Origin of the sequence: Acinetobacter sp. CIP A162, assembly GCF_000367905.1 — a bacterium.
GTDB lineage: Bacteria > Pseudomonadota > Gammaproteobacteria > Pseudomonadales > Moraxellaceae > Acinetobacter > Acinetobacter lwoffii.
On the sequence record NZ_KB849159.1, the window covers coordinates 1,722,377 to 1,744,359 of the forward strand.

The 21,983-nt window shown below is 41.2% G+C and carries 21 protein-coding genes; 15 read left to right on the top strand and 6 right to left on the bottom strand.

Annotated elements, in window-relative coordinates:
• Positions 1-126 precede the first annotated feature (126 nt).
• From pcnB to F995_RS14550, 15 genes are all read left to right on the top strand, one after another.
• Positions 127-1,599 carry a polynucleotide adenylyltransferase PcnB gene (pcnB, locus tag F995_RS14480; RefSeq protein ID WP_004647477.1) on the top strand — a complete coding sequence of 491 codons (1,473 nt, stop codon included), beginning with the start codon at positions 127-129 and terminating at the stop codon, positions 1,597-1,599.
• Positions 1,596-2,081, top strand: a complete 486-nt coding sequence (folK, locus tag F995_RS14485) for a 2-amino-4-hydroxy-6-hydroxymethyldihydropteridine diphosphokinase (protein WP_004647478.1) — start codon at positions 1,596-1,598, stop codon at positions 2,079-2,081. Before pcnB ends, folK begins: the two co-directional genes overlap by 4 nt.
• Positions 2,082-2,134: 53 nt before the next feature.
• The gene (gene panB, locus F995_RS14490; RefSeq protein WP_004278337.1) at positions 2,135-2,944 is read left to right on the top strand and encodes a 3-methyl-2-oxobutanoate hydroxymethyltransferase; all 810 of its coding nucleotides are present in this window, start codon (positions 2,135-2,137) and stop codon (positions 2,942-2,944) included.
• A gap of 1 nt (position 2,945) precedes the next feature.
• Positions 2,946-3,794 carry a pantoate--beta-alanine ligase gene (gene panC, locus F995_RS14495; RefSeq protein ID WP_004647479.1) on the top strand — a complete coding sequence of 283 codons (849 nt, stop codon included), beginning with the start codon at positions 2,946-2,948 and terminating at the stop codon, positions 3,792-3,794.
• Positions 3,795-3,812: 18 nt separating this feature from the next.
• The gene (gene rapZ / locus F995_RS14500) at positions 3,813-4,664 is read left to right on the top strand and encodes an RNase adapter RapZ (RefSeq protein ID WP_004278335.1); all 852 of its coding nucleotides are present in this window, start codon (positions 3,813-3,815) and stop codon (positions 4,662-4,664) included.
• Entirely contained in the window at positions 4,661-4,930 is a 270-nt protein-coding gene (locus tag F995_RS14505) for an HPr family phosphocarrier protein (RefSeq protein ID WP_016806787.1), read from the top strand. The genes rapZ and F995_RS14505 overlap by 4 nt, the downstream gene beginning before the upstream one ends.
• Before the next feature lie 2 nt (positions 4,931-4,932).
• Entirely contained in the window at positions 4,933-5,466 is a 534-nt protein-coding gene (yjgA, locus tag F995_RS14510; protein WP_004278333.1) for a ribosome biogenesis factor YjgA, read from the top strand.
• Between the two features lie 713 nt (positions 5,467-6,179).
• Positions 6,180-7,448: a sensor histidine kinase gene (locus F995_RS14515; protein WP_004647481.1), complete on the top strand. Its 1,269-nt coding sequence runs from the start codon at positions 6,180-6,182 to the stop codon at positions 7,446-7,448.
• 173 nt (positions 7,449-7,621) lie between these two features.
• Positions 7,622-8,926: an RNA-guided endonuclease InsQ/TnpB family protein gene (locus F995_RS14520; RefSeq protein ID WP_004647482.1), complete on the top strand. Its 1,305-nt coding sequence runs from the start codon at positions 7,622-7,624 to the stop codon at positions 8,924-8,926.
• Positions 8,927-9,020: 94 nt separating this feature from the next.
• Complete coding sequence (gene glnE / locus F995_RS14525) at positions 9,021-11,771, top strand: bifunctional [glutamate--ammonia ligase]-adenylyl-L-tyrosine phosphorylase/[glutamate--ammonia-ligase] adenylyltransferase (RefSeq protein ID WP_004647483.1); 2,751 nt, start codon at positions 9,021-9,023, stop codon at positions 11,769-11,771.
• Positions 11,772-11,795: 24 nt separating this feature from the next.
• The gene (locus F995_RS14530) at positions 11,796-12,722 is read left to right on the top strand and encodes a branched-chain amino acid transaminase (protein ID WP_004278329.1); all 927 of its coding nucleotides are present in this window, start codon (positions 11,796-11,798) and stop codon (positions 12,720-12,722) included.
• 128 nt (positions 12,723-12,850) lie between these two features.
• On the top strand, positions 12,851-13,573 hold the full coding sequence (locus F995_RS14535) for a hypothetical protein (RefSeq protein ID WP_004647484.1): 723 nt from the start codon (positions 12,851-12,853) through the stop codon (positions 13,571-13,573).
• A gap of 41 nt (positions 13,574-13,614) precedes the next feature.
• A complete protein-coding gene (locus F995_RS14540) occupies positions 13,615-14,586 on the top strand; it encodes a Stealth CR1 domain-containing protein (RefSeq protein ID WP_004647485.1) in 972 nt (323 codons plus the stop codon).
• Positions 14,587-14,595: 9 nt separating this feature from the next.
• The gene (locus F995_RS14545; RefSeq protein ID WP_004647486.1) at positions 14,596-15,360 is read left to right on the top strand and encodes a glycosyltransferase family 25 protein; all 765 of its coding nucleotides are present in this window, start codon (positions 14,596-14,598) and stop codon (positions 15,358-15,360) included.
• A 9-nt stretch (positions 15,361-15,369) separates the two neighbouring features.
• Positions 15,370-16,140 carry a glycosyltransferase family 25 protein gene (locus tag F995_RS14550; protein ID WP_004647487.1) on the top strand — a complete coding sequence of 257 codons (771 nt, stop codon included), beginning with the start codon at positions 15,370-15,372 and terminating at the stop codon, positions 16,138-16,140.
• Positions 16,141-16,165: 25 nt separating this feature from the next.
• Here F995_RS14550 and F995_RS14555 read toward each other — a convergent pair whose 3' ends face one another.
• From F995_RS14555 to F995_RS14580, 6 genes are all read right to left on the bottom strand, one after another.
• Complete coding sequence (locus F995_RS14555) at positions 16,166-17,146, bottom strand: capsular polysaccharide synthesis protein (protein ID WP_016806789.1); 981 nt, start codon at positions 17,144-17,146, stop codon at positions 16,166-16,168.
• Positions 17,082-17,972 carry a family 6 glucosyltransferase gene (locus F995_RS14560; protein ID WP_307722551.1) on the bottom strand — a complete coding sequence of 297 codons (891 nt, stop codon included), beginning with the start codon at positions 17,970-17,972 and terminating at the stop codon, positions 17,082-17,084. Before F995_RS14560 ends, F995_RS14555 begins: the two co-directional genes overlap by 65 nt.
• The gene (locus F995_RS14565; protein ID WP_004647489.1) at positions 17,953-18,813 is read right to left on the bottom strand and encodes a lysophospholipid acyltransferase family protein; all 861 of its coding nucleotides are present in this window, start codon (positions 18,811-18,813) and stop codon (positions 17,953-17,955) included. Before F995_RS14565 ends, F995_RS14560 begins: the two co-directional genes overlap by 20 nt.
• A gap of 18 nt (positions 18,814-18,831) precedes the next feature.
• A complete protein-coding gene (locus tag F995_RS14570) occupies positions 18,832-19,053 on the bottom strand; it encodes a hypothetical protein (RefSeq protein WP_004278319.1) in 222 nt (73 codons plus the stop codon).
• A gap of 115 nt (positions 19,054-19,168) precedes the next feature.
• Positions 19,169-20,953, bottom strand: a complete 1,785-nt coding sequence (gene aspS / locus F995_RS14575; protein WP_004647490.1) for an aspartate--tRNA ligase — start codon at positions 20,951-20,953, stop codon at positions 19,169-19,171.
• Between the two features lie 162 nt (positions 20,954-21,115).
• On the bottom strand, positions 21,116-21,880 hold the full coding sequence (locus F995_RS14580) for a DUF4184 family protein (protein ID WP_004647491.1): 765 nt from the start codon (positions 21,878-21,880) through the stop codon (positions 21,116-21,118).
• Between the last annotated feature and the right edge of the window lie 103 nt (positions 21,881-21,983).

Consider the following 21,983-nt stretch of genomic DNA (forward strand, 5'->3'; position numbering starts at 1 on the left):
TGGATCATGACTAGCTGATTGATTTGACTCGCAGGATTGACATAATCAAATTGCCCTTTAGGCGTGTAAGCGATATGATTAGCGTCATCTTAGAATTTTACGTTCAGACGTAGGAGACAGCGTCTTTTGCAAACTTTGCGCGCGTCAAAATGTGGTTTATCAACCGCTCAATTACCTTCTTATATTCTCGATGTGATTGATGCCTTAAACAAGGCAGGCTATGAAGCTTATATCGTGGGTGGTGGTGTTCGAGATCTGATGTTAGGTTTGAATCCTAAAGATTTCGATGCAGTTACCAATGCAACCCCGGCTCAGGTCAAGGAAGTTTTCGGACGACGTTGTCGAATTATCGGACGACGTTTCGAACTGGCGCATGTCTATTCAGGGCGGGAACTGGTTGAAGTGGCAACCTTCCGTGCACCACCAAAAAAAGCAGTGACCTCGGCCGCGGGAATGATTCTGCGTGATAACAACTGGGGCAGCATCGAGCAGGATTTTGCCCGTCGTGATTTCTCCATCAATGCAATGTATTACCAGCCACGTAAAGGCATTGTGCTGGATTTCTGCAATGCAGTGGATGATATCCATAGCAAAACCTTACGCTTACTCGGTGATCCGACTTTAAGATTTGAAGAAGATCCAGTGCGGATGCTGCGAACCCTACGTTTTGCCGCCAAGCTGAACTTTAATATTGATGAAGCGATTCTGGATGTCTTTACGCCGGAAATGACCCAGTTGCTGCGTGATGTTTCTCCACATCGACTTTATGATGAATCACAGAAACTGTTTACCATGGGACACCTGAATCGTGTCTTGCCAATGCTGATCGATTTTGGGATCTGGCAGCAGTTATTTGCAGATATCAAGCCTGAAATTACGCCATTTATGGAACGCGCTGCGAAAAATACCGATCAGCGTATTTCTATCGGCAAGACCATCAACCCGGCCTTTTTCTATGCGGTATTGTTGTGGCAGCCATTCCTCGAGCGTTGTGAATTCTATCTAAATAAAGGCGTGGTAGCCGCCGAAGCTCGTGCCCAAGCTGGTCTGGACGTGTTAAAACGTCAGGCGACTCGTACCATTATTCCACGTTTTGCGGAAACCTTTATTCGTGAAGTCTGGGAAATGCAGACTCGTTTGTTGAATCCAAAACCACAGCAAATCGAGGCCTTGTCCAGCCATGCGCGTTTCCGTGCCGGCTTTGACTTTTTGCTGCTGCGTGAAAAATCAGGCGATGCAACTGCACAAGGCATGGGCAGCTGGTGGGATGCTTACCAGCAAATGAGCGGTGACGAGAAAGAACGGGCCATTAGCCAGTATAACCGTCAGCGTGCCAAGAGCCGTCGCAAGGCGAGTCAAGAAGAACATCTGGAACAGAAATTGACCCAGCAGCAAGATCTCACCGAGATTGAACCGTTGGTAAATGAACCTGAACCACGCAATCGTCGAGTGCGCAAAGCCAAGTTTGAAGACAAGGTGAAACCTCTGTCGCATGTAGCAGCCAGTGCCAGTGGTGAAATTGGCCTAGATCATCCGATTATGAAACGTAAGCGGGTGAAACGTGATCTGAGTCAGGTGGTATTTGGGCCAACACAATGATCGTGACGTATATTGGCCTGGGCAGTAACCTGGGTGATTCACGCCAGATTCTGGCAGAAGCTGTACAGAAACTGGCGACCTTGGGGCAGGTGAAAACTTCGCATCTGTATCAAAGTCCACCGATGGGACCACAGGATCAGCCAAACTATCTGAATGCAGTGGTGCAGTTAAATACCGATCTGGCCGCTTTAAGCTTGCTAGATCGTCTGCAAGCCTTTGAGCACGACGCCGGTCGGGTACGTTTACGTCATTGGGGCGAACGTACGCTGGATCTGGACTTGCTGCTCTACGGCAATGAGCAGATTCAAAATGAACGCTTAACTGTGCCGCATGTTGGTGTATTAGAACGTGATTTTGTCCTGCTTCCACTTCTGGATATTGATCCTGAAATACAGGTTCATGGACACAGATTAAAAGACCTAGACATCGTCACACAGTCGACCCTCGCGGTACTCGATGACAGCAACTGGGCAAATATTTAATTTTTAAGTGATGGTAGCTTCGTCAGAACTTTCAAGCATAGAGGAACATTTTCATGGTCAGTCTGAGTGATTTAAGACGCTTTAAAGCAGATGGACGCAAATTTTCATGTCTGACTTGCTATGATGCCAGTATGGCCAAAGCCATGGAAATTGCCGAAGTGGACAGCATTTTAATTGGCGATTCTCTGGGAATGTCAATTCAGGGCCGTGATTCGACTTTGCCGGTTACGGTTGCAGATATGGCTTATCATACGGCTGCGGTACGCCGTGGTAACCAGCATGCCTTTATCATGACTGACTTGCCATTTATGAGCTATGCCACCTTGAATGATGCCTTGCAAAGCTCGAAAACCGTGATGCAGGCCGGCGCGCAAATGGTCAAGATGGAAGGCGGCGCATGGTTGGCAGAAACCGTGCAAGTGCTGACACGTAACGGCATTCCGGTGTGTGTGCATTTGGGTCTTACTCCGCAGTCGGTACATGTGTTTGGCGGTTATAAGCTGCAAGCTCGTACTCGTGAAGCGGCCGATCAGCTCATTGCGGACTGTAAAGCAGTAGTAGAGGCGGGTGCTGCACTATTGTTACTCGAATGCGTACCGGCACAGCTTGGCCAGGAAATCACCGAACTGTTTCCGCAGATTCCGGTGATTGGCATTGGCGCGGGTGCAGCCACTGACGGACAAGTATTGGTGGTTCAGGATATGTTGGGCCTGACCTTTGGCCACACTGCAAAATTTGTACGTAATTTTATGCAAGAACAATCGGGTGCGACCGCCATTCTAGATGCTTTTAAAGCCTACCATGCTGCAGTTTTAGATGGATCTTTCCCGGCACCAGAACAAACTTTTCAGGTTGAATTGTAAGATGAAAACAGAAACCACTATTCAGGGCTTAGCGGCATCCTTAAATCCGGCGCGTACCAGTCGCAAGATTATCGGTTTTGTACCGACCATGGGCAATCTGCATCAGGGGCATTTAAACCTGGTGCGTGAAGCGCGTAAGTTGTGTGATGTAGTGGTGGTCAGTATCTTTGTCAATCCGATCCAGTTTGGACCCAATGAAGATTTTGATAGCTATCCGCGCACGCTTGAGCAGGACCAGCAGCTTTTGGCAGAGGTCGGTTGTGACATCGTTTTTGCGCCGACGGTTGAGCAAATGTATGGTAAAAAACCGCGTCTGACCAATATCAGTGTTTCTGACATTACCAATGATTTATGTGGTTTACAGCGTCCCGGTCATTTTGATGGTGTGGCGGTGGTGGTGACTAAATTGTTTAACATCGTACAGCCGAATTACGCCTTCTTTGGCCAGAAAGATTATCAGCAATTGGCGGTCATTCGTCAGTTTGTACAAGATCTGAATATTCCACTGGAAGTAATTGGTGTGCCGATTGCCCGTGCAGAAGATGGCCTGGCTTTAAGTTCGCGCAATGGTTATTTAAGCGAAGAGCATCGTGCAATCGCACCGGTCATTTATCAAAGCTTGCAAAAGGCTGAACAGCAATTACAGGCAGGCGTGGAACTGGATACGGTATTGGCGGAGCTTCGCCAGACTTTAACCGATGCCGGGTTTGTGGTGGATTATATTGAAGCCAGAACTCCAGAATTACAAAAAATTCATACGTTTAATCAAGATCTTGTGTTATTTATAGCTGCAAAGTTGGGGAATACACGTCTGATCGATAACCTGCAGGTTAAATACACTGCCGGCTAAGATGAAAGGGTAGCATGCATGAAGCGCATTTTAATCGTCACGGGACAATCTGGTTCGGGGAAATCATCTGCATTACAGGTGCTTGAAGATCTGGGTTATTACTGTATTGATAATCTGCCTTTGGCATTGCTTCCCGAAATCGTGGCCAAACTGGACAGTGAAAATAATCTGGAACAGTTGGCGCTGGGCGTCGATGTGCGCAGTACCCGGGCAGATTTACAAGAATTTGATCATGTATTTGAGCAGCTGCAACAGCATGGTTCGGTCGATATTATCTATCTGACCACGCAGGATCAGGAGCTGATTGCCCGCTTTAGTGCTTCGCGTCGGCCGCATCCTCTGGCGTCACGCTTTAAAAGTCTGAATCAATGCATTCAGGAAGAAAAAATCCTGTTGATGCCGATTCAGTTGCGTTCTACAGTTCATATCGATACTACCGATAAAAGCGTACATGACCTGAAACATACCTTATTGTCCAAGCTGGGACAGGCCGATAACCTGATCCTGATTCTGCAATCCTTTGGTTATAAGCATGGCATTCCACTGGATGCCGATTATGTCTTTGATGTCCGGCATTTGCCAAATCCGCATTGGGAACTGGAACTGCGCAAATTTTCAGGGCTAGATCAGCCGGTGCAGGCGTTTTTACAAAAGAGCGATCAGGTCGAGGACATGTTCAATGATCTGTATCATTTTCTGGACAAGTGGTTGCCGACCTTTGCCGAAGGGCATCGTCATTATATGACCGTGTCGATAGGTTGTACCGGTGGTCAGCATCGTTCTGTTTATATTGTGGATAGACTAAAAAAAGCCCTTGAGGCAAAATGGTCTATTCAAGTCCTCCATCGAGAAATGAAGCACTGGTCATGATTGATACGACAGTTGACGTAATTAATAAATTGGGTTTACATGCACGCGCATCTGGTAAACTGATAGAAGTTACCACCAAATTTCGTTCCAGTATTCGGATTGGCAAGGCTGACAAATTGGTAGATGCCAAAAATATCATGTCATTGCTCATGCTTGGTGCAGGCAAAGGAACAACTTTACGCTTAGTGATTGAAGGAGCAGACGAGGACAAAGCCTTATCTGAAATTCAGGCACTATTTGCAGCAAAATTTTATGAGGCAGATTAATCGTGGCACGTCGACCGAACAGTTTAACTGAAGAAGATTTTGATTCTTTAGAGGGACGCGCAAGTAAGACCGAACAGAAAAAAGCAGTCCAGCGTATGGCTGCTTTAGGTGCGCAGCTTGCAGAGCTGAGCGCTAAACAAATTAAAAACCTACCCGTAGATGAGCGTTTGATTGACGCCTTACTTGATGTGCAGGCAATTAGTTCGCATGAAGCACGTCGCCGTCAATTTTCACGGATTGGTAAATTATTACGCAATGAAAATGAAACGGTAATTTTGTCTTATTTAACACCTAAACAAGGTCTTAAAAAGACAGCTCAATTACAGCGTTGGGTGGATCGAATTGTCAAAGATGGTGATCCAGCCATCAATGAATTTACCAAAACCTATAATGCGACAGAGCGTCATACCTTACGTCAACATTATCTTCGGGTACACCGTGATTTAAAGAATCAAGCACCTGAAGAAGAAGTGAATGCTTCTAAATTAAAGCTGTTTAACTATGTACAGCAAGTGGCGTTGATTTCTGACAATTAAGCAGCCATGTAAAAAGGCGGTCTTTTTTAGGCCGCTTTTTTATAGCTATTTTGAACTGATTGGTTTGACTTGGACATGCATAGTCTATAAGTGGTCTATCTTAATATTACTATTCCAGCTTCTAAAACTGCATTGATGATAAAAAATACAAAATTTCTGCAATTAATTTGTTAATGAATGTAAAATCTTTACAATTCTCAGTGGCTTTTTTGGCCTGTTTTTAGTCAATATCCTGATATTTAAATATTTCGTAGACTGGAATTGTTAAGATAGTTTTAAAAATTAAAAAATAATTCTGAGTGTTATTAGATAGATGAAACCTGATATAAAATTTCTTTTTAATCATAAGGTCAAGTTATATAATTGAAAAATCATTAGCTTTTACTCCAAATAGAGTAAAAAGCTATAGTGGGTATTTTTTAGTCAATAGTGTGTTACAGTAAATACAAATAAACATGCTTATTTTAGGTGAGATATATTAATTTCAAATACTTATGTAGGTTTTTTTCGAATAGTAAATTTTCAAGTTATTCTTAATCAATTAAATATCAGTGCTTTGCGGTTAAGAATGTATCTGGATAGAAACAGGTTAACAAATCCTTTAACCTATAGGTGAGTTTTCATCGTTGAGTAAATATAGAATCTTTGTTATTGATTGTATGAATTTGGTCGGCAGTGTTTTCTATATTCCATAAACATTCAGAGAGGCAGACATGGAACTAAAACTGCTAGAGGTCGGTCAGAATACGGAGCAATTAAGCTCGTGCCGTATATCTCTCATTTTAGGTGTCTATACCTCCAACAACCTATTAGACACCTTTTGTAAGATCGCCCGTAAAGTTTTAAACGTTAAAACCAGTATTATCGGCTTCCACACGGAACCCTATATCTGGTACATCTGTCCGCGCGGTTTTCGGGCCTTGCACGCCCCACAGGAAGTGAATCTGCCTGCGTATCTGCAACAGTCAGATGTCATTGACCAGACGCATCCTGCTTATACAGAATTGTCAAATTATGTGAAAGATCTCGGTGTAGCGCATCAGAGATTAGTCGCCTTTAATTTAAAATCAAGTAGCGGTGTGTCTTTTGGACAGGTCATTTTCTTTGATGATCAGACTGAACTGTTCGATCAGGACGATATTGCCACCATCAAACAATTTGCTGAAAGTTTAGTGATTCGAATTCAGCTCAATCAAGAACATACTGAGTTGAAAGAATTATACGAGCAGCAATGCGCACAAAATTTCAGTAAAACTAAATTTTTCCAGATTATTGCGCATGATCTGCGTGCACCGTTTCACGGCTTGCTCGGCTTTTCCGAAGTACTGGCACAGGAACGTGACACACTGGATGAATCCAGTATTCAGAGTATTGCGGATTATTTATATGATAATGCACAATCGACCTATAACCTGCTGGAAAGCCTGCTGACTTGGGCGATGGCAGAGGGTGGGCGCTTTGTTTATCATCCGATCAATTATGAATTGAAACAGTCCAGCAAGATTGTATGTGGTGTTCTGAAAAGTTTGGCCTTAAATAAAAAGATCGAACTGGTCGATAATATTCCTGAAGACATCAAGGTACATGCGGATATCAACATGATTACCTCTGTCTTGCAAAACCTGGTGTCGAATGCGCTTAAATTTACCCCGGTGAATCAAGGCGGTAAAGTGATTTTAGCTGCAGAGATGGAAGGCGAGCAGGTCAAGATTACGATTCAGGATACTGGCCTGGGCATGACCGAAGAACAGATGCAGAATCTGTTTAAACCGACTTTGGGTGTGAGTGTCAGAGGCACAGCTGAAGAGAAAGGGGTAGGTTTGGGTCTGGTACTCTGCAAGCGCTTTATTGACCTGAACCATGGTCAAATTGCTGTAGATTCCAAAGAGGGCCGTGGTACGACCTTTACTGTGCATTTGCCGATGGTTACCAATGATCATCAGGCGCTAGTGCTTGAAGATGTACATGCCGAGCAATCTTAAAAGGTAAATTTCAAACTAAAACATTCCCACTGAGACAAAACTCCTGCTATCTTTAGTGTGAAAGAGGACTCCACCCAACATTAGGGTGGAGGTGAATTTCACGACTTTTTTTTAGTGCAATATGATAGAATAATTTGCATTAAGTTTCTGTATCTAAATAGATTTAAGGCGAAATGAAGATCAACAAAGCGTACAAATTTAGGCTTGAGCCTAATGCGGAACAGGAGCTTGTTTTAAACAAGTTGCTTGGCTCTGCACGTTTTGTTTGGAATCAAATTTTAGCTGTTTCGTTCGAGATGCTTGCTAATAATGAGCGAATCAACAAAGTTAATTTAGTCAATAAAATTCCTGAATTACGCAAAAAACCTGAATGTGCTTTTCTAGAAAACAGCTCAAATGGCGTTTCACTCCAACAAAAAGTTCGTGATCTTGGTGATGCTTGGGGGAAGTTTTTTAACAAAAAGGAACAAGCTAAGTTAAAGCAAAAACCATTTAGAGCTAAGAAGCCACGATTTTTTAAATTATCCGATGGTGGTGAAGTTCAACTTAGAACACTTATGCCACGATTCAAAAAGAAATCTGATGGTTATGATTCCATTCGTATTGTTCAATTTGGCAGATATTGTTGGGTTAAAGGCAACCAAGTTAAGTTACCTAATGACATTGGCGTTGTGAAATTCAGAAAATCACAAAATATTGTGGGTGAGATTAAGAACGTCACAATCTCAAAGCATGTCGGGAAATGGTATGTGTCATTTGGTGCTGAAAACACAGTAGAAGCACCAGTCCACCCATCAAAATCAGCCGTTGGCATTGATTTAGGTGTTAAAAAGTTAATTACAACGTCTAGTGGTCAAGTATTCGACCCGATCAATAGTTTCAAGGCCAATCAAGTAAAGTTGGCTAGGCTTCAGCGCAAGCTGAGAAAGAAAAACAAGTTCAGTCAAAATTGGAAAAAGCTGAATCTCAAGATCAATACATTACACCATCATATTGCCAATATTCGGCATGACTACTTGCACAAAGTCACCACAACGCTCAGCAAAAACCACGCAATGATCGTAGTTGAGGACTTAAAAGTAGCCAATATGTCGAAGTCAGCGAAAGGCTCAATCGAGAAAAAAGGAAAGAATGTTAAAGCCAAGTCCGGCTTAAATAAATCAATCCTGGATCAAGGTTGGTCAATGCTTGTTAATATGTTGGTGTACAAACAGCAATGGCGAGGTGGTTTACTCGTTAAAGTTGACCCTAAATATACAAGTCAGACTTGTAGTTCATGTGGTCACGTTGCAAAAGAAAATAGGCTTACTCAAGCAAACTTTAGTTGTGTCGAGTGTAGCTTTGGCGAGAATGCAGATATTAATGCTTCTCGCAATATTTTGGCGGTAGGACATACCGTTTTGTCTGTGGAGGGTGGATGCGGTAAAGGTCGCCTTGCGAAGCAGAAAGCAAGTGAAATCCGTGAGGAAGTCACCTAAGAGCTTTTACTTTTAGAATCCCCCACTTGAACATCGTGAAAGTGGTGGGAGTATGTCAAAACTAAGCAGAATGTTTCAGGGGAAGAGTTGAGTGATGAATGCGGCACAATTGCAGAAAACCTTAAGAGCTAGCCAATATACCGAACAGGTATTGGCCAATCACCAGAGTTTACTGGAACAGGATTATGCAATTGATCAGTTTCAAGGCTCACTCAGTCGGGAATATATTGATCAGCTGGTGCAGCACTGCATCCTGAATATAAGCGATGAAGCAACGTGGATGCGCGCAATGCGTATTCTGCGGGCTCGTTTGATGTTTCGCTGGATCTGGCAGGATGCCAATCAACTCACCGATGTTATTACCCTCACTCAAGAACTCTCCGATTTTGCCGATGCCTGCATCTGTGCGGCGAAAGATTTTGCCCGTATTCCGGTCGCTGCCAAGTATGGCCAGCCGATTGGCTATAACGGAAAAGTCCAGGATCTGATTGTCATCGCGATGGGCAAACTCGGCGCCCAAGAACTCAATCTTTCCAGTGATATCGACTTGATTTTTGCCTTCGATGAGCAGGGTGAAACCGATGGGCGCAAATGTATTGATGTGCAGCAGTTTTGCATCCTGTGGGGACAGAAACTGATTCATTTGCTGGATCAGATCACGGCGGATGGTTTTGTATTCCGGGTGGATATGCGCCTCCGTCCCTGGGGCGATGGTTCGGCGCTGGCCATTAGCCACGCGGCCTTGGAAAAATATCTGAGCCAGCATGGGCGTGAATGGGAGCGTTATGCCTGGATTAAAGCGCGTATTGTCAATCCAAGTCCGGAAGGCGATGAGCTGCTGGAGATGACCCGTCCATTTGTATTTCGCAAGTACGTCGATTACAGCGCTTTTGAAGCCATGCGCGAAATGAAAGCTATGATCGAGCGCGAAGTACAGCGCCGTAATATTGAAGATGATATCAAGCTCGGAGCCGGTGGCATTCGCGAAGTCGAGTTTATCGTGCAGGTGTTTCAGTTGATTTACGGCGGCGCCAAACTTGAATTGCAGGATCGGCAGTGTCTGGTGAATCTGAATCATCTGGATGATGCCGAGTTACTGGATGAACAGGCGGTGCAGGATCTGGAAGATGCTTACTTATTCCTGCGTCGGGTCGAGCACGCGATTCAGGCACTGCATGATCAGCAAACGCAATCACTACCGACTGAGCCAGAGTTAAGGGCGCGTATAACGGACACGCTTGGTTTTGCTAATTGGGATAGCTTTATGGCATATCTCAATGAGAAACGTGACAAAGTTATGTATCAGTTTGATCATTTAATTAAGGAAAATGGTCCAGATACCCTGGTTGAAAGTTTTTCACAGCTGGAAAAAAAACTCAAAGAAGTGTTGGATGAGAATGCGAAGAATCTCGTTTATGAGTTTTGGAATGGGCATGCCTTAAAAAAATTACCGGCAAAGGCGGTACAACGTTTAAAAACCTTCTGGCCACATTTAATTGAAGCCGTTTTACAGTCAAATGATCCTCAGGTGGCGTTGGTACGCTTAATGCCCCTAGTTGAATCAGTGATGCGCCGTACGGTATATCTGGTGATGTTAATCGAGAGCAAAGGCGCATTGCAGCGTCTGGTTAAAATGGCAACGGTTAGTCCATGGATTTGCGAAGAACTGACTCATTATCCGGTACTGCTGGATGAATTCCTGTCAATGGATTTTGAATTGCCAAAACGTCAGGATCTGGAAGATTCCTTGCGCCAGCAACTGTTGCGCATTGAAGTTGATCAGGTCGAAGACCAGATGCGGGTCTTGCGCCTGTTTAAAAAATCCAATGTACTTGCTGTAGCCGCCAGTGATGTGCTGGCAGAAAGCCCGTTGATGAAAGTTTCTGATGCCTTGACCGATATTGCTGAAGTATCGGTGAATGCAGCGCTGCATCTGGCCTATCAGATTGTGGCGAAAAAGCATGGTTTTCCACTGGATGCAGAAGGGCAGCGCTGTTCAGTCGAGCATACTGCTTTTGCAGTCATTGGTTATGGTAAAGTCGGTGGTATTGAACTGGGTTATGGCTCGGATCTGGATCTGGTCTTTATTCACTATATGGGTGAACAGGCCGATACCGATGGACTCAAGCCGATCAGTGGTTTTGAGTTTGCCATGCGTGTCGCACAAAAGTTTATGTCCCTCATGACCACGCAAACCCTAGATGGACGCGTATATGAAGTCGATACCCGCTTGCGTCCATCGGGCGAAGCTGGGCTTTTGGTGACCAGTTTGAAAGCCTTTGAACAATATCAGTTCAAGAGTGCCTGGTTATGGGAGCATCAGGCCTTGGTGCGAGCCCGTCCGATTGCGGGTGAAATGAGCTTGCGGAAAAAGTTTGAAGTCTTGCGCCGGGATATTTTGATTCAGCCTCGCGATGAAAATTATGTACGGGCAGAAGTACTGAAAATGCGTCAGAAAATGAAGGAGCATCTCGGTTCTTCTAAAGAGCAAAAAAAAGATGGTATTTTTCATTTAAAACAAGATGCAGGTGGTATCGTAGACATCGAATTTATGGCACAGTATGCGGTGTTGGCCTGGAGTGGGACGAATAAAGATCTCGCCCATTTCTCCGACAATGTACGAATTCTTGAGGATGCCGCAAAATCAGGTTGCTTATCCAGCGACGATGCGACTGCTCTGATTCAAGCTTATCTCCGTGAACGCGCCGAGAGCCATCGCTTAGCCCTTGCAAATCAATCCATGCAAGTGTCTGCAAGCGACTGGCACGATACCCGAATGACCGTTTGCAAGTTATGGCAAAGACTAATTGATCCAAGTGCAGACTTTGTACTGGATAGTGAATAATTGTGAGAAATTGGAGTTTGTGGCATGAATTTGGCTGATCGTGATGGTTTCATTTGGCAAGATGGACAACTAGTTGACTGGCGTGAGGCAAAAACTCACGTATTAACACATACTTTGCATTACAGCATGGGTGTGTTTGAAGGTGTCCGAGCTTATGAAACCCCGAATGGAACGGCTATTTTCCGTCTAAAAGAACATACCAAGCGTTTGTTGAATTCTGCAAAAATTTATCAAATGAAAGTTCCATTTGATCAAGCAGCATTAGAACAGGCTCAAATTGATGTTGTTCGTGAAAACAAATTAGCGTCTTGCTATTTACGTCCAATTATTTTTATTGGTTCTGAAAAACTCGGTATCGCTGCAACTGACAATACCATTCATGCCGTAGTTGCGGCATGGAGCTGGGGGGCGTACCTGGGCGAAGAAGCAATGGCGAAGGGTATTCGCGTAAAAACTTCTTCATTTACCCACCATCATCCGAACGTGACCATGTGTAAGGCCAAAGCATCAGGTAACTACACCTTGTCCATTCTTGCACATCAGGAAGTGGCGCATTCAGGTTATGACGAAGCAATGCTGCTCGACCCGCAAGGCTATGTATGCCAAGGTTCAGGTGAAAACGTATTCCTGGTGCGTGATGGCGTGATTCATACGCCTGATATCGCAGGCGGTGCATTGGATGGTATTACCCGTCAAACCATTATTACTATTGCTAAAGACCTGGGTTATGACGTAATTGAACGCCGTATTACCCGTGATGAGTTCTACATCGCAGATGAAGCATTCTTTACCGGTACTGCTGCAGAAGTCACACCAATCCGTGAATACGATGATCGTCAGATTGGTGAGGGTGTACGTGGTCCAATCACCACTCAAATCCAGAAAGCATACTTCGATGCAGTTCAGGGCAAAGACCCTAAATATGCACACTGGTTAACTTATGTGAAGTAATTAAGAATTTACTGATTGAAAAAACCTCTCATTTGAGAGGTTTTTTTTAACTGATGTACTTATTCTGCCGAACTTATGTCATCATATTCACCATCAAGAAGATTTTAAGATGAGCTTAGGCATACGCAATGAGTAACATCGTTATTTGTATGAAATGGGGAACCAAATACGGTTCGGAATACGTCAATCGTTTATACAATATGGTTAAACGACACACGACAGTCGACTTTAAAATGGTCTGTCTGACGGATCGTACTGAAGGCATTGATCCTGCGGTGCAATGTTTTCCTATTCCACCTTTGGCATTGCCTGAAGGTGCACCTGAGCGTGGCTGGAACAAGCTATCTACTTTTGAACCTGATCTTTATGGTTTGGAAGGCAATGCACTCTTCCTCGATCTTGATGTAGTGATTGTCGATAATATCGATGAGTTCTTTACCTATCCGGGCGACTTCCTGATTATCCATGATTGGAAACGGCCGTGGCGTATCACCGGTAATAGTTCGGTTTACCGGTTTAAGTTGGGTGCTTTCCCGGGTCTATTACCTTATTTCCGTGAAAACTTTGATGAAATCCGTAAAAAATTCCGTAATGAGCAAGCCTATTTGTCTTGGTACGTAGACCGTGAAGGTAAACAGACATACTGGCCAGAAAGCTGGTGCAAGAGCTATAAATATCATTGCCTGCAAAAAATTCCGATGGCTTATTTTAAGCCGCCTGTGAAGCCTGAAGGTGCCAAAATCATTGTTTTTCATGGCGAGATTAATCCGCCAGATGCAGTGAATGGTGGGGGTGGTAAATGGTATCGTTATGTGTTGCCATCGCAGTGGATTAAGGACGCTTGGCAGTAAGTTATAGAGTTTATTCAAGCTAATTGTTGATTAGAAGTATTATGGAAAAAATAGATTTTGTTATTGCGTGGGTCGATGGCAATGATGTAAAGCATCGACTTAAAAGGCAACAGTTTCAATCTACTAATATCGTAAAAGGTTCAGCAGAAGAAACTCGATTTGCTAGTAATGATGAAATCTATTTTTCAATTGCTTCAATTCTTAAATATGTTCCCTATTTTGGAACAATTTATATTATTACGGATGAACAGCAGCCTGCACATATTCATGATTTTTTCGAACAGGGATTATGTGCTCCTGAGCAGATAAAAATAATTGATCATAGAACAATATTTGCTGGTCATGAGCAATACTTGCCTACATTTAATTCTTTAAGTATTGAAACTATGCTTTGGAATATTCCAGGGTTATCAAAGTATTTTATTTATTTGAATGATGATTTCTTCTTTAATGCCTCATCTGAATTAGATGATTTTTTAGTTGGTGACCAGATAAAAGTCTATGGACATTGGGAAAATAACTCCTTAATTAAAGCAAAATTTAATCTACGTAAAGGTCTTAATAAATATTTTGGTAAACCTTTACAGCCTAAATATACAATTGCTCAAATGCTTAGTGCTGAATTATGTGGATTTAATAAATATTATGAAATTCATCATCGTCCCCATATATTGGATCGTGATGTACTACAAAATTATTTTCAAAAATACCCTACAACATTAGCTGAACAGATTAGGTATCGTTTTAGAAGTGCTTTTCAATTTTTACCAGTAGGGCTGAATAACCATTTAAAAATTCGAGAAGAAAAAACAATCTTGTGTAATGATATAAATATTGCTTACTTAAAAAATGAAGCTTCAGTATCTACATTTTTATCAGACCTGAATAATCCAGCTGTTAAATTCGGTTGTATTCAGAGTTTAGATCAATTTGATCCAAAAGAAGCAGAAAAGGTATCTTTTGCTTTAATTGCTAAATTAAAAAACTATTTACCTCTATCTATTCAGCATTAAGAGTTAATCATGAAAGTTGTAACTTATTTAATTAATTTAGACGGAAGTGATGAGCGTCTAGCTGCAGCAACTCAGCAGCTTAATAGTGTGGGCTGGAGGTTTGAACGTTTTGCTGCTTATGATGGTCGGGGTAAAGCACTCTCTGAATTCATAAATTATAATGACGATCAAACTAATAAGGTATTAGGTCGTAGTTTAATGAATTCCGAGTTAGGTTGTTATTTAAGTCATTATGGATGTGCTGAAAAATTTTTAGCCACTGATGCAGATTATTTAGTGGTTTTGGAAGATGACCTTAAAATTAATAGTGACTTTAAGATTAAAATTGACAGCATCATTGAATATTTGCACCAACATCAAGATTTAAACTGGTATCTTATTAATATTGCTGCAAAAAAGAAAAAACTTGCAAAAGATATTACGCAAATAGGGGATATAAGTCTATGGCATGCTTTTTATTTCCCAATTCGTGGCTTAGGGTTAATCTGGTCGCGGCAGGGAGCACAGGCTTTTGTTGAGGCAGGCAAAACTATAAATATGCCGGTTGATATCTTCTTCCAGTCTTGGTTAAGTCAAAATGGCAAAGGTTTAGGGATTTGGCCACCACTAGTGAAGCCAGCAGGGGTCGATAGTGATATTTTGGGAACGGTTGCTACTCAGGGGATTTCTCGCAAAGCACTTGAAAATAGAAGCCGCTCCTATGGATTTAAAAAACAAAAGCGCATGTGGTGTGATCGTTATTATGCGATCAAGCACTTGATTAGTTCAAAGTAAGTAAATTCTATGAAAAATATTGTAATTAGCCTGAAGACGGCAAAAGCACGCCGTGAACATATTGAAAAAGAATTTGGTAAACAGAATATTGGTTTTGAATTTTTTGATGCTCTGGTCCCTGATTTAGCAAAGCCACTTGCAGAGAAAATGCAATTAAATGTTGAGGATGAATACTTAACAGGTGGGGAGTTGGCTTGCTTTATGAGTCATGTGTCAGTTTGGCAAAAAATGGTCGATGAGCAGCTTCCATATGTTGCAATATTTGAAGATGATGTTTTTTTAGGGGAAAGAGCATTTGAAATCTTTAATTCATCTTCGTGGATTCAAGAAGATTGGCATATTATCAAAACGGAAGCATTTTCTGAAAAGGTTTTATTAGCTAAAGAAGTCTACAGAATCAACGATACAAACCGTCAGATTGCTCGTTTAACTGGAAAAAATTTAGGAACAGCGGGTTATATATTGTCACTTAAGGGTGCTATGGCTTATCTAAATTATATTAAACAATCATCTTTGAGTCCTTTAGATGAAATGATGTTTAGAGATTTTATTCATGCTAAGCACTGTGATGTTTATCAAATGTCACCTGCCAGTTGTATACAGGAAATGATGTTATATCCAGAGAAAAAAACTGTTCTGTCTAGTGATTTAATTGATGAACGTAAAGCCAGAATGAAGAAATATAAGAAAAAAGGTTGGATGAAAGTAGAGAAGGAAATTAGCCGAATTATCAATCAAGTTAAATATTATTTTTTAGGGAAAGTAGTTTCTTTTAAATAAGATTAAATTACTGAGAGTGGATTTTTTAATCCATTCTCAGTGAACGACGATTCATTTTATGGATATGATTATTCTGAGTTGCTAATTTTAAATCTTTTCCTTGGGAAGAATAGACTTGATACAGATGTGGTAAGGTATCATCTAATATAGGTAATAATTGGAATTTATCCCTTAATGTTAATTCATTGAACATAATTTGAAAAAAGAAATAATGTGGAATTGTATTTTGAGTTTTCCAAAAATTGAGTAAAAGATCTAAACATTTGTGTAGGTTTGCTTGTTTAGGTTTTGCAACTATAAAACTATTTAATATATTTACTTTTGAATCTGAGTCCCAGCAAAAATAATCTTGATTAAAATTATTCCAAAACTCTTGATTGGTAGCATCTTTAGTCCTTTGGTACATAAATAAATTACTATTTTTTATTTCATCTGGAATTGGGCCTGTAAGTAAAATAGTAGCATCCATCCAGATTCCACCATAAACATCAAGTAATGCTAAACGAATAAGGTCAGCAAAAAAGGCATGCTTATATTCTTCATTCTTTTTCTTTTCCCAGACAAAATCAGGAAAATTAATATATTCCGAGATATTGTTTTCATCAAGACGGATGATAGTATAGTCTTGTTTAAACTCATCAATAGATTGACAACATTTCTTTACTATAATTGGTAAAGCATTTTCTTCAAATCCTTGACCCCAATATTGCCAAATGATTTTTTTACCTACTAAGTCTTTTTGGGGTTTTAGATCAAAAAAACTTAAGAGTGCTTTGTCATAAGCATCAATAAAGGAGTTAAAACACTTGGCAATATGATTTTTATTACGCTTATTAGCTTCTTTATCAATTCTTTTACGGAAATATTTGGGGATTAGATAATAAAATAGACGCCATGGATATTTTTTACGGATGGTTGAAATGAGAGAGTGAAAGGGTTCTTTAGATGAAAAAACTTTTGATATATTGTTTGAGTCTAAATGAAATTCTTTTTTTGGGTTTACCATTTAATTTTTTCCATTCAATTTGATCAATATATTGATCTGTTTCCCCACGAAGAAAAGCATGTCCACCAAATCGATAATGTGATTTATCAGAAAACATGACTTTCGACTCTTTCTTCCAATATTCTTTCTCACCACGAGTAAAATATGGCGGCAGTATTTTAACATCTGTTCTATCAAGAGCATATTTATTTAGATGACTTTCATCATGCCATAGAGCAATAATATTCTGATCTAAGTCCTCTTTGGTCTTACGATTTAAATGTTCACACATCTCAAGAAAATTTACTGATTTCCCACCGTTTAATGCCCCTGTAAAGTAGTGTTTACCCTGAGAAAGTGGAATATATGCATTTGAAAGTGGATTTCTATCATATGTAAATTGCTTTTTATTTTTATGGAATGCATGAGGCTGATGAGTTAAAACTAAATTTTCAGCACTGTTTAATGGAAGTAGATCTTCTTCTGTAATAGTTTTAACAATTTCAGTATTTGCATTGAAGAAGAAAATATAATCAAATTTTTTTAATTGATTCTTTTGGGTTAAAAAGATATTAAATCTCATTAAGGTGTCATACGGCCAACCTAATTTTGGTTGCTTAATATAAGTAATATTTTCTTCAATATCACTTTCTAATAATTCTTTGCAGTCTGTAAATACAAAATAATGTTTTGAACTATTTAATAAAAGATTTTGCTCAGCTGATTTATAAAAAAAATCCCAGAACTTGATATATCGACCAGTTGCAATGTATAGAATAGCCACTTTAGTTTTGTTGTACATGTAAAAATTTCCTCTTAATTTATTTTCAATAAAACTTTTTTTTATTTAATGTCTTCCTAAAGCGTTTATACCCCCACAAATATTGTTCTGGAGCGACATTAATCATGCGCTCCATTTCTTTATTTAAGGTATCAACTGACAGTTGTAAATCTTTAGATAAAATATCATTTGATAACTTAGTCACGTAAATATCATAACCGGAAAAATCTTCACGTCTTAAACAACTAAGCCCAACTACAGAACATTGTGTTTTAGCTGCCAGTTTGGAAAGAAGCGTAGAGGACAGCGCATTTTGACCATAAAAATAAGAATAGATTCCACCAGATTCTTTAGGAACATGATCCGGCAAAATTGCAGAAAAACCACCCTGTTTTAAATGCTTAAACACAGCACGTACCCCAGAATCATCTGTAGGGACCAGTGTTGCATTCAGGCGTTGCCGAGCTTCAAGCATAAAGCGGTCAACATCCTGATTCTTGCTGGGCTTATACATAATCACAGGGGAGGTATGTTGATTTACCCAAACATTTAATAGCTCCCACGTACCAAAATGTGGAACTACAGCCAAGCAGCCCTGAGGATTTTGCAAAGCTTGCAGGAAAATATCTTTGCCATGCACATCCTGAATTAAAGACAGCGCGTATTCAGGAGATGATCCCCAAATCTTGACTGATTCCGCATAAGTCATGCACTGACTTTTCAGGCTGCGTTTGGTCAAATCAGCCCGTTCAGATTCAGAAAGTTCTGGATAAGCAGAGGCCAGATTAATCTCAGTCACTCGGCGTGCAGAAGAATGGCTGAAATACAAAAGAGATCCAGCCAGTTGCGCAAGATTTTGAATGAATCTTAGTGGAAGCTTGGAGAAATTTTTGAGTAGGGTGTACATGCTATCCAGATGGTCAGATTATAGGTCTTTGTCCGGATTGCCCTTCAGCACCATATAAATCAAACCTACAAAAATCAGCAGGGCACCTAAAATACTGCTCAGGCAAAAATACACAATACGGTCATTGGTATCGAGGTTGAACAGGTTGTTGGCAAGGATATAGCGCATGAACAGCCATTGAACCACTGAAAATACAATAAGCATAATGCTGCGATTACGAACTGCAGGACGCATAGCCATTGCTAATTACCTTAGATTAAAAACTGTGGCTATTATGCCACTGTTCCAGATACGACTCAATCTTACAAAAAAAGCCCCGCACGAGGCAGAGCTTTTTCACTTAATACTTCAAGAATTATTCTTGAGATTCAGCTTTTGGTTTTTCACGTAAGCGAATACCCAGGTCACGCAGTTGATTTGATTCAACTGGAGCAGGTGCTTGCGTTAATGGACATTCAGCAGTCTTGGTTTTCGGGAATGCGATGACATCACGAATCGAAGCACCGCCAGTCATGAGCATCACAAGACGGTCAAGACCAAATGCCAAACCACCATGCGGAGGCGCGCCATAACGTAATGCATTTAACAAGAAACTGAATTTCTCTTCTGCTTCTTCTTCACCAATACCAAGTGCTTCAAAGATCGCTTTTTGCATTTCAAGATTGTGAATACGCAGTGAACCACCACCGATTTCAGTACCGTTCAAAACCATATCGTAAGCAACAGACAACGCAGCACCTGGATTGTTCTTCACTTCTTCTACGCTTGATTTTGGTAGCGTGAATGGATGGTGAACAGAGGTCCATTTACCATCATCAGTTTCTTCGAACATTGGGAAATCAACAACCCAAAGTGGTGCCCACTCACAAGTTGCAAGTTTCATATCATGACCGATCTTCACACGAAGCGCACCCATGGCATCGTTTACAACTTTGGCTTTGTCTGCACCGAAGAATACGATGTCGCCATTTTCAGCGCCAACACGTTTCAATAGATCAAGTACGATTGGCTCGATGAATTTCACGATTGGAGATTGAAGACCTTCGATGCCTTTTTCAAGTTCGTTGACTTTGATGTAAGCCAAACCGCGTGCACCGTAGATGCCTACAAATTTGGTGTATTCATCAATCGCGCTACGTGGCAGTGAACCCGCACCCGGTACGCGAAGCGCAACGATACGACCTTTAGGATCTTTAGCAGGACCTGCGAATACTTTGAACTCAACGTCTTGCATCAAGTCTGCAACGTCAACCAGTTTCAACGGAATACGCATATCTGGTTTGTCAGATGCATAGTCACGCATTGCATCGTTGTAGGTCATGCGTGGGAATTTATCAAACTCTACGTTTAGAAGTTCTTTGAACATCTTCACGGTTAAAGTTTCCATTAAATCCATAATGTCATCGTCACTCATGAACGATGTTTCAACGTCGATTTGGGTGAATTCAGGCTGACGGTCAGCACGTAAGTCTTCATCACGGAAACATTTCGCGATTTGGTAGTAACGATCAATACCGCCGACCATCAACAACTGTTTGAATAGCTGTGGCGATTGTGGAAGTGCGTAGAAGCTACCGTTAGATACGCGGCTTGGCACTAAATAGTCACGCGCACCTTCAGGCGTTGCACGAGTTAAGATCGGAGTTTCAACGTCTAGGAAGCCATTGTCTTCGAAGTAGTTACGAATCAGGTTGGTTAATTTAGAACGAAAACGTAAACGATCTAGCATTTCTGGACGACGGATGTCCAGGAAACGGTATTTCAAACGAATTTCTTCAGAAATATTGGTGTTTTCGTCATTCAAAGGGAATGGCGGAGTTTCAGACTGAGCAAGAACTTCAATTTCTTTACCCAAGACTTCGATTTGACCGCTCACCATATTGGCATTTTCTGTGCCTTCATAACGGCGACGCACACGGCCTGTAATTTTTAATACAAATTCTGAACGTACTTTATCAGCAGTTGCGAATGCTTCAGGAGTATCTGGGTCAATAACCACTTGAACAAGACCATCACGGTCACGCATGTCAAGGAAGATTACACCACCGTGGTCACGGCGACGGTGTACCCAACCGCATAATGTTACGGTTTGGTCAATTTGAGCTTCGGTTAAAGAACCGCAGTAATGAGTTCGCATCATAGCGTTAGAAATCCAACTATATGGGTTAAGGTCAGCGAATACGTAAACAGCGTACCGCTTTGAGTAAAGGTAGGATTATGCCTCTTTGGGCATGTTGTCACAAGAACTTGGGTCAAAAACAATATCATTTTAAAGTGAATAGGCGCAAAGCCAGTGCTTTGTTTAATCCATCCTGTGCTCTCTGTCTAAAAATAAAAACAGTAAACAGCCCAGACTGAAGGTGATCAGAAAGCCTTGGCTAAATTCATTGATCGAGCGACCAGTAAAATAATAGAGGTCTGATTGCCAGACTTCCGTAGAAATATAGCGCGCATAATCCCAGACAGAAAATAGGCCGGTAAATATAGAAAAGAGCAATAAGCCCCAGGCAAAGGATTTGATTTTCACACTGACTGCAAGATATTGCTGATGAGTTTTATAGTAATGCAGGCTCATCCACAGGATAAGAGGCAAGACAATCACTGAGGTGCCAATCTGTAAAATTCGGTGCAGCGGATAACTTTGTCCAAGCAACTGAAAATGTTGGGCTAAGACGTTATGAAAGGCAAAAGTTCGAAAGTCGACATGCGTTAGTCCATCCCAGATTAAATGGGTGGCTGTACCAATGATGACTGCCAGACACATCACCAGGATGAATTTTAGTGCTGCAAGGATATTGTGAATCTTTAAATCATGCTGAATACCGATGAAACGGTAAATAGCTGGGCGATATAGACCATACCAGATCATGCAGAAAATAAGTCCGATCCACAGGTCAGGATGTATCAGCGAAGACCATAAATGCGTGATATTTGAATTACTCGAAGTAAAGAGACGATATAAATCGGGCACCATACAGCCAATCGCCAGCGCAGCAACAGGAAGTCTATTCCCAGTCAAATATGAAATAGGTGGAGCAAGCACAGCATGCGACAAGGTAAAGGGCATAAAGATAATGTTTTAATGTAATCAAAAATATTCAAAGGGCATTCTAATAAAATATAACACTGAGTATCGTAAAGGATTGCAAAAACAATGAAATGTTATATTA